9 protein-coding genes and 1 pseudogene are annotated in these 8,999 nt (G+C 56.5%); 5 read left to right on the top strand and 5 right to left on the bottom strand.

Annotated features, from left to right (window positions below):
- Positions 1 to 294 (bottom strand): annotated as a pseudogene (locus tag BFN67_RS20260) (IS21 family transposase); the annotation flags it as partial.
- Between the two features lie 94 nt (positions 295 to 388).
- Here BFN67_RS20260 and BFN67_RS20255 point away from each other — a divergent pair.
- From BFN67_RS20255 to BFN67_RS20240, 4 genes are read left to right on the top strand one after another with little or no spacing between them, the layout of a single operon-like run.
- Positions 389 to 961, top strand: a complete 573-nt coding sequence (locus BFN67_RS20255) for a glycosyltransferase (protein ID WP_245295356.1) — start codon at positions 389 to 391, stop codon at positions 959 to 961.
- Between the two features lie 58 nt (positions 962 to 1,019).
- Positions 1,020 to 2,093: a non-hydrolyzing UDP-N-acetylglucosamine 2-epimerase gene (gene wecB / locus BFN67_RS20250; RefSeq protein WP_080921301.1), complete on the top strand. Its 1,074-nt coding sequence runs from the start codon at positions 1,020 to 1,022 to the stop codon at positions 2,091 to 2,093.
- A gap of 58 nt (positions 2,094 to 2,151) precedes the next feature.
- Entirely contained in the window at positions 2,152 to 3,147 is a 996-nt protein-coding gene (locus BFN67_RS20245; RefSeq protein ID WP_080921300.1) for a Gfo/Idh/MocA family protein, read from the top strand.
- Positions 3,147 to 3,716, top strand: a complete 570-nt coding sequence (locus BFN67_RS20240; protein ID WP_080921299.1) for an acyltransferase — start codon at positions 3,147 to 3,149, stop codon at positions 3,714 to 3,716. The genes BFN67_RS20245 and BFN67_RS20240 overlap by 1 nt, the downstream gene beginning before the upstream one ends.
- A 25-nt stretch (positions 3,717 to 3,741) precedes the next feature.
- Here BFN67_RS20240 and BFN67_RS20235 read toward each other — a convergent pair whose 3' ends face one another.
- Positions 3,742 to 5,097 carry a DUF2793 domain-containing protein gene (locus BFN67_RS20235; protein WP_158083548.1) on the bottom strand — a complete coding sequence of 452 codons (1,356 nt, stop codon included), beginning with the start codon at positions 5,095 to 5,097 and terminating at the stop codon, positions 3,742 to 3,744.
- A 242-nt stretch (positions 5,098 to 5,339) separates the two neighbouring features.
- Between BFN67_RS20235 and BFN67_RS20230 the strand changes: the two genes are divergently transcribed.
- A complete protein-coding gene (locus tag BFN67_RS20230) occupies positions 5,340 to 6,536 on the top strand; it encodes a glycosyltransferase family 4 protein (protein ID WP_342587461.1) in 1,197 nt (398 codons plus the stop codon).
- Between the two features lie 8 nt (positions 6,537 to 6,544).
- On the opposite strand, the gene BFN67_RS20225 is transcribed toward BFN67_RS20230, so the two are convergent.
- The 3 genes from BFN67_RS20225 to BFN67_RS20220 form a co-directional block, all read right to left on the bottom strand.
- Complete coding sequence (locus BFN67_RS20225; RefSeq protein WP_080921296.1) at positions 6,545 to 7,099, bottom strand: sugar transferase; 555 nt, start codon at positions 7,097 to 7,099, stop codon at positions 6,545 to 6,547.
- A complete protein-coding gene (locus tag BFN67_RS24180) occupies positions 7,096 to 7,689 on the bottom strand; it encodes a Rossmann-fold NAD(P)-binding domain-containing protein (RefSeq protein ID WP_139789276.1) in 594 nt (197 codons plus the stop codon). The genes BFN67_RS20225 and BFN67_RS24180 overlap by 4 nt, the downstream gene beginning before the upstream one ends.
- A 76-nt stretch (positions 7,690 to 7,765) precedes the next feature.
- Positions 7,766 to 8,919 (bottom strand): IS3 family transposase gene (locus tag BFN67_RS20220; RefSeq protein ID WP_245295242.1). Its coding sequence is split into 2 segments (ribosomal slippage): positions 7,766 to 8,667 and positions 8,667 to 8,919, totalling 1,155 coding nucleotides; the frame shifts between segments, so codons are not numbered across the junction.
- Between the last annotated feature and the right edge of the window lie 80 nt (positions 8,920 to 8,999).

Here is an 8,999-nt window from a genome sequence, read left to right as displayed (position 1 = left end):
GATCGTGTAGCCGCCGGTGAACCCGCATTCGTCACGAAGCCGGTCGAACACACGCTTGGCCGTGTGCCGCTGCTTGCGCGGAACCTTCACGTCCTCATCCAGCCATCGATCGATGGTCGCAACGAACGCGTCCAGCTTCGGCCTCCGGATCGGTGATCGGCGCCGATAGCCCGGCGGCGTCGAATACGACAGCATCTTGGCCACGCTGTCGCGCGATATGTTGAAATGCTTCGCAGCCTGACGCCGGCTCATTCCTTCCGAGCAAGCCAGACGAACCTTCAGATACAATTCCACGGTGTAGATCCCCTAACCCTCCTGCGCTCGTTGCAGAAGGAAAATAGGTGGCCGGGTTTTACGCCGCCCGCAGCGGGATTATCCCGCCGCTACCGTGGACGAATTTTGCACCGCCGCTCTCAAAGTTTGCTATGTGGGAGGCATTGCAGCCGCTCGCGGTATCAAGGAAATCATTTCCGCCATGGCCTTGTGCGGTTCGGACGCGCGGTTGAATCTTGCCGGTACGTTTTCGGAGGCTGATGTGCGAGCTTTCGTGGAAACATTGGCCGGTTGGGATGCCGTCAACGAACTTGGCTTTCTGTCTCGCCATGAGATTAAATGCGTCTTGAGCCGATCCATGGCAGGATTGGTCACCTTGCATCCGACACCAGCCTATTTGGACGCACTCCCAATTAAAATGTTTGAATATATGTCTGCCGGCCTGCCTGTCATCGCCTCGAATTTCCCATTGTGGCGAGAGATCATAGAGGGCAATGAATGTGGCATATGCGTCGATCCAGCGGATACCTCCGCCATCGCGGCCGCCATAGATCGACTGGTTGAAAATCCCGATCTTGCACGACGCATGGGTGAAAACGGCAGGCGCGCGGTAGAAGGGCGTTACAACTGGTCGATTGAAGAACGCAAGCTTCTTGATCTGTACGAAAAACTGCTATCCAAGGACTGACATCCGGCGCTCGCCGCGCCTGACGCGACAAAATTTTCCCAGGAGTCCTCACTTTCCAATGAAAACCATCGCCACCGTCGTCGGAGCACGGCCGCAGTTCATCAAGGTCGCACCCGTAAGTAAGGCACTGGCAGCGTCAGGAGCGGTAAAGGAGGTGTTGATTCATACCGGCCAGCATTTCGATGCCGATATGTCGGACGTGTTCTTCGACGAACTCGGCATCGCCAAACCAAACCATCAGCTTGCCATACATGGCGGCGGGCACGGCGCCATGACAGGCGCGATGCTGCAGAAATTGGAACCGCTGCTGGAGCGGCTGAAGCCGGATCGCGTTCTGATTTATGGCGATACCAACTCGACGCTTGCCGGCGCACTTGCTGCGGCCAAGCTGCACATCCCTGTTGCTCATGTCGAGGCTGGCTTGCGCTCCTTCAACCGGGCGATGCCGGAAGAGATCAATCGAATTATTGCCGACCAGCTCTCCGATCTGCTGTTCACCTCGACCGATGCCGCCGTGAACAATCTTCGGCAGGAAGGGATCAGCGATGCGCGCATTTTTCCGGTTGGCGATGTCATGTACGACGCCGCGCTGCAGTTCGCGCAATCGGCATCCGAGCGCAAAGACATATTCGCAGCGAATAGCATCGAATCTGGCAGATATGCGCTGGCGACGGTTCACCGGGCCGAAAACACCGACAATACGGAACGCCTCCGTAATATTGTGACCGCACTTGAACAAGTGGCGCTAAAGGTACCCGTGATACTGCCTCTGCATCCCCGCACGGCAGCGCGACTGAACACAGAGGGATTGGCTTTCAGCAAAGTCAAGACGATCCCGCCGGTCGGTTATCTCGACATGGTGGCCCTGGAATCGCAGGCTGCGGTGATCGCAACCGATTCCGGAGGCGTCCAGAAGGAAGCGTTCTTCTATCAGGTTCCGTGCGTCACGTTGCGGGATGAAACCGAGTGGGTCGAATTGATCGAACTGGGCTGGAACCGTCTGGCCTCTCCGGCAAAGGCCGATATCACGGGCAGCATTCTGGCGGCGATAGGCACCAAGGGAACCAACTCGCAACCCTACGGCGACGGCCAGTCGGCACAGGCCATCGCCAAGGTATTGGCGGCCCATTGAAATGACGGTCATGCTACAGCCAGCACATCAACCGAGTCGAAATAGGGATTGAACGTTCATGGCATCCATAGCGCATGTCGGCTACGGCTATTGGGGACGAAATCTTGCCCGCAATTTTTCTGAATTGGGGGTTCTCGACACAATTGTCGATCCCGACCCGGATGCCGCAGCGGCCGCAGCAGCTACACTGGGCGCCAAGGCAGCCGCCTTCGAAGACGTTCTTTCCGACCCTCATATTGACGGTATCTCGATAGCCTCGCCCGCCGAAATGCATTTCGGCCATGCCATGGCTGCGCTCAAGGCCGGCAAACATGTCTATGTCGAAAAGCCGCTGGCGCTCGACGTCGCCGAAGCGGAGAGCCTCCACGAGACGGCCCTTCGCTCAGGCTTGACGCTCATGGTCGGGCATCTGCTGCAATATCATCCCGTCTATGTGAAGTTGCGGGCCATGGTCGAGGATGGTGAATTCGGCCGGCTGCTCTACGTTTATTCCAATCGCATGTCCCTCGGAAAATTCCGCCGCGAGGAAAACGTACTCTGGTCATTCGCCCCGCACGATATATCCATGCTTCTTGGCCTTTTCGGCAGCGAGCCGTCTCATGTCAGCGCCCAAGGCACTGTCTCGCACACCCCCGGCATAGCCGACATGGTTACCGTGCAAATGCACTTTCCCGGCGGGGGCAGCGGTCATATCCAGGTTTGCTGGATGCATCCTTTCAAGGAACAGCGCCTGGTCGTGATCGGCGAGAAGGCAATGGCCGTTTTTGAAGACAGCGAGCCGGACTGGAATGCAAAACTGAAACTTTACCGTCACGAGATTGATACCAGTGGGCCAGTGCCGATGCCGCAAAAGACGGACCCGGAACTTGTGGCTGTGCCGCGCTCCGAACCGCTACGTAATGAATGCATGCATTTTTGCGCCTGCATCGACCAGCGGCAAAAGCCCCTGACAGACGGCATAGAGGGGCTCGGCGTGCTGCGCGCACTTCAGAAGGCGGAATTGGCGTTGCGCGAGAACCTCGAGCATCAGCAAGAGCAGAAGGACGTGCGTTGATGAGCAACAAGAGTTTCGTTCACGAAAGTTCCTACGTGGACGATGGCGTCACGCTTGGCGCCGGCACCAAAATCTGGCATTTCAGCCATATCCTCCAAGGCAGTCATATTGGCGCCAACTGCTCGATCGGACAGAATGTGATGATCGGCCCGGATGTCACCGTAGCCGACAACTGCAAGATTCAGAACAATGTTTCGCTCTATAAGGGCGTGGAACTCGAGCAAGGCGTGTTCTGCGGACCGTCCTGCGTCTTCACCAATGTGCTCAATCCGCGCGCTGAGGTCGAACGAAAGGACGAGTTCCGCGTAACTCCCGTTCGCCGGGGCGCGACGATCGGCGCCAACGCGACCATCGTATGCGGCCATGAACTGGGCGAATACTGCCTCATTGCAGCCGGCGCGGTCGTGACCAAAAATGTGCCGGCATTTGCCTTGATGGCCGGTGTGCCGGCGCGTCGAATCGGCTGGGTTTCGCGCGCCGGTGAAATTCTCGATGATAGCCTTGTTTGCCCCCGCAGTGGAGAGCGCTACGAGCGTGTAGGTGAAACCCTCCGGCTCATGGAACCATGATATCAGGATTCGGCACGCCGTAGCCTCAACCCAGCCATCTGTTGATGCCGGCAATCACGCCGACATTGTCGTCGATGCTGGTTATACCTCCCATTAGCGCCGGACAGGCCAGCAGGAGGCGGTCGCCCTCGCCCCGTGAATGAACCGTCATGGGCGTAGGATTGTAGCCGTTGCTCTCGTATGGGTTCTGGGCGTCTTCCACAGTCATCGAGACCCAGCCATCCGCCGGATCGATCAAGATGTTTCCAGTGCTGCGCACACCATTCTTGATGAGCGCCTGCCCCGGAAAAGCCCGGTAGGCAATCGGCGCGTCGAGCGCGCGCAAATAGCAATGGAACGTCATCTTGGGGACGCGCGGACCGAAGCTCAGGGTCATGCAAGTGAAATAGGTCGAACCGCCACTGATGACCGGATCATAAGATGATCCCGCGCCCATCGTGACGCATGCGACCTGAAACTCCACGCCGTAGCGGCGTTGACTCGGCGCGCGGATCCCGTCGATCAGATTCTTGATTTCCGGGACGAGCGGGCCTGCTGTGCCACCATAGTCGCTGCTGTTGTTGATGTATCGGCCAAAGCCCGCGACATTCGCGCCGTTGAGAAACTGGAGATAGGGCGGAGACACGAAACTCGCAGCCGAAATATCGCGGGCGTCATTGCCCGCGAAACGCCCACTGTCCGCAAACAGGTTCACAGCGTAGTCGGTGAGGAAATTGGACGCCGGCGCTGAAATCCTGGCGGTATTGCGGTCGATCGCCAATGCCTCCATCCAGGTCGCTCCGTCAGGACTGACCTTGATTGTGAGGTTCTCATCGCTAATCAGCCCGATCTCTGCGCGTCCCGACCAATGCGATTGCATCAACAGAGACAGGGTATTGGGCGTGTCTTCCTTGTTCATCGTATAGCGCAGATCGCCATTGCCACCTTCCGCCACCGGCCGTGCACCCCAAAGCGCGGTATTGAGCTTGGCAGAAAACGGGTTGACCGCATCGGCCTTGGCACCGATGCCGAGCCGTGACAGGTTCTGAAGTTCGGTTATCCGGCTCTGGCAGGTTTCCCAGGCGGAACCAGACCAGTAAACCAGCACTTCCTCATCCACGATCCAGGCCCGCCATCCGATGCCGGCCGTCAGAAATTGCCAGGCTCCATCTCGCCATATCGCAACCCGGCTATCCTGGCCTTGCCATTCACCACTGGCGGAAAGCGCAACAATGTACCGGTCGCCTTCCGCATTTGTGTCCGGCGGCTCGGTCAGATCGCGGTCAATGACGGTAAGTTGCACCGTGGCATCGAGAACATCGAGCGCCTCATTGTGCGTAAGATGCTTCTGCGCCTGGCTCGGCATGATATAAGGGAGATGAAGGTTGGGACTGTTTTCCATAATCGTACCTCGGTTCAAGATGCCTTGCACGATTATGAAGCAGTGGTGTAGGGCGTGGATAAATCTGGGGTGTGACAAGGGCTCATGCCGCCACGATAACCGCAGAACGAATAAATGCCCGGTTAGCCACGATGCGAACATCGTTGCAGGCAACCTGATCCTGGCACCTGTTCTATCCGTAAGTTTGCAGAGTCATCGAATTGAACATCTGGTATATTCACCACTATGGAGGCTGACCCAATATCGGAGCCTATGATCGCCCTTACCAACTGGGGCGATATTGGCAACAGCAGGGCCATTCCGTGACCGTCTTCATCGCGGCTTTCCATCATCTTCTTGAAAAAGATCAAATATCCGAACCCGATTTCTCGGTCGGTGGCGTTCGCTATATCGCTGTTCCTGCGCGTGCCTATGGCAAAAACGGCATTGAACGCCTCGGCAACATTTGGGATTTCTCTAAAAATCTCTATTCGATCGGTCGAGATATTAGAGCACAAGCGCGCGCGCCCGATGTTATTGTGGCCTCCTCCCCGCATCCGTTCACGATTTTTCCTGCGCGCAGTCTGGCCAAGGGTTATGGGGCTAAACTCGTCTTCGAAATTCGGGACATATGGCCATTGAGCATCACCGAAATTCTCGGAACCTCTCGCCTTCATCCATTCGTACAAATGTGCGGATTTGCTGAGCGCTTTGCACTGAAAAATGCCGATCTGGTTGCCTCGGTCTTACCACGCGCGAACCGCTATCTGTCCGCCAGGGGCTACGGGAACAAGTCTTTTGTCTGGGTTCCCAACGGTATCGGTATCAAAAACGAAGCAAAATTCCCCACAAATTCCACGGAAGAATTTTCAAAAGCTTATGAAGCCGTCCGAAGTTGGAAATCACAAGGTAAACTTATTATAGTATACACTGGTTCGATTGGACGTCCTAACGGTATCGATCTAATCATTAATGCATTTAGGGGGAATATCAGTACGGGTTACGGATTGATTATAGCTGGGAAAGGCGATCAGCTAGAGCATCTACAAAGAATTACAAATGAACATCAAATTCGAAACGTGCATTTCTGCGGCCATATTCCAAAGGATAACGCCGAATTTCTACTCACTTTAGCCGATATCGGCTATGCCGGCCTTAGGAATATACCTTCTCTCTTTGAGTATGGAATATCTCCAAACAAAATCTCCGATTACCTTCAGGCCGGCCTGCCTGTGTTCCTCCCGATAGAACCTTGTGGGGACCCTGTATCGGAATCCGGCGGCGGTATCGCCCGGAAAGCCGAGACGCCGGAAGCCGTGCGGAAGGGGCTGGAAGAACTCCTCCTCATGCCGCAATTTGAACGGCAAGCCTTAGGTGCAAAAGGGAAAGCCTACATCGCGCGAGAATACGACTACGATCGGATCGCCCGACGTTATGTTGAAGCCATGGATCATTGCTGATAGCCATTTTAAGATCGAACCCGATCCCCGCGCCCGGCTCCAAAGAGTGTGGCCATTATTAGCCTCAGATCGGTCATAAGCGAGTATTCGGCGAGATAAACAGCGTCCAGTTTCGCCAAGCGTTCAGGGTCCGACATATCGACGCCAGCCACCTGCGCGACTCCGGTGATACCGGGGCGAATCGCATAAACGCCTCGCTTGCGTCGTGCAGCAATCAGTTCGACTTGCGAAGGCAAGCACGGGCGCGGACCGACAAAGCTCATCTCACCTTTCAGTATGTTCCAAAGCTGGGGCAGTTCATCGAGTTTTGTACGCCGCAGAAAATGCCCGACAGGGGTTATGGCCGAAACCTTTGTTTCGTGGCTCGGCGCGTCTCCCGTGTTCAGATACATCGTTCGCAATTTAAGGCATGTGAACGGCTGCTCGTTTAGGCCAACGCGCACTTGCCTGAAAATCGCCGAGCCGGACGACGTGAGACGGATGGCAGCAGCACAACCCAATATCACAGGGGCTGCCATGAGCGCGCCGACGCCCGCCAAAACGAACTCAATAATCCGATTCACCTGGCGCCTCCTTTAGCGCCGCTGATATAATCGGCCCCCGAGTGGCGGATAGCCTCGCGTACAGGCAGGGCAGGTTTGAAACCAAAACGTTCCAGAAAACGGGATGGATCGACACGAAGGTTCCCGGTAAGCCCAGCGAACTGCCGACGCCGGCCGGATAGAGCACCAGCCCAATCGAAGATGGCAGAGGGAACTGAAAACAATCGGGCGGGAATGCCCATGCCTGACCGCAATTCAGTGACAATGTCCGGCAGAGACAAAAATCCCGGATCCGCTACACAATAGTTACCCGACAGTTCCGAATGCCAGTCGGAACGGCAAAGATGCGCAATCATTTCAGCTAATGACCACACGCCGATAAAACTTCTTTCGTTATGGATGCCGCCGAATGGAAGCGGGATTCCAGTTGCAGCAAGTTTCTGCAACCCGGCCCAATTCCCCTTTGCATCAGCACCCACGACCAGCGGCGGACGCAATGAGATGGCAAGCACGCCACGCTCTGCCAGTTTCGCGACATGCTCTTCCGCTTCACGTTTGGACCGCCCGTAAGCGGCAACGGGCTCATTCTTCGTTACATCTGAAACGACCACGTCAACCGAGTTGGGGACAATAGTTGCGAGCGAACTGTGAGCTGCTCCCCGATCGTTGGACAGGATCTGGCATAAATTAAGCTACTCTCTGCACCTGCTGATCGGGTTGGGTTTCGTCTTTTCTCAGCCAATAGACCACGGCGGGCGGTCTGCCGCCAAGGGCTGAATGTGGGCGTTGGTGGTTGTAGAAGGTCATCCATTTCCGGATGCCCGCCCTCGCTTCTGATCCGGTCTCCCAGGCATGCAGGTAGACGCACTCGTATTTCAGGGTCCGCCACAACCTTTCGATGAAGATATTGTCGAGGAACCGACCCTTTCCATCCATCGAGATGCGCACGCCGGTGTGGCGCAGGCGATCGGTCCAGGCGAAAGAGGTGAACTGGCTGCCCTGATCGGTATTCATGATTTCCGGCAGCCCGAACTTGTAGATGGCCTCGTTCAGCGCCTCGACGCAGAAATCGGCCTCCAGCGTGTTCGAGATGCGCCAGGCTAGGACCTTTCGGGTGTGCCAGTCCATGATGGCAACCAGGTAGAGAAACCCGCGCCGCATCGGCACATAAGTGATATCGGCGCACCAGACCTGGTTGGGCCGCTCCACGCGCAGTCCCTTCAGCAGGTAGGGATAGGTCTTGTGCCCCTTCGCCGGTCTGCTGGTAGTGGGTTTCTGGTAGATCGGCATCAATCCCATGAGCCGCATCAGCCGGCGTATCCGCTTCTCGTTCACCAGATGGCCGTCGTTGCGCAAATGCCAGGTCATCTGCCGGACACCGAAAAAGGGCGTTTCCAGGAACTGTTCGTCGATCAGCCGCATGAGGGCCAGGTTCTGCGCGGTCTCCCCCTTCGGGGTGTAATAGAAGGACGAGCGTGAGATCGACAGCAGCTTGCATTGCCGAGTGATCGACAATTCCGGATGATCCGGCTCAACCATGCCGCGCCTCACTTCCCGCCCCAGGGCTTCAGCTTTCTTTCCAAAAAAGAGTTGGCCACCGCCAGCTCCCCGATCTTGGCGTGGAGCTCCTTCACCTGCTCCTCGTCGATCTCGGGCTTTTTCCGGCCATTGCGTTCGAACACACCCGAGGCGCCTTCGAGCAGAGCGCGTTTCCACTGGTGAACCATCGTCGGATGAACTCCGAACCGGCTTGCCAGCTCGGCTGCGGTCTCTTCGCCCTTCAAGGCTTCCAGGGCGACCTTCGCCTTGAACTCAGGCGCGTGCTGCTTGCGTTTCGACATCTCTGATCTCCTTTTCGTCGAAGATCAGCAGACCGCAAATCATAGCTTATGTCAGTGTCCGAATTTCGGGGGGTAGCTCA

Origin of the sequence: Manganibacter manganicus, assembly GCF_002075885.1 — a bacterium.
Taxonomy (GTDB): domain Bacteria; phylum Pseudomonadota; class Alphaproteobacteria; order Rhizobiales; family Rhizobiaceae; genus Mesorhizobium; species Mesorhizobium manganicum.
This window is presented reverse-complemented; position numbering and strand designations above follow the sequence as displayed.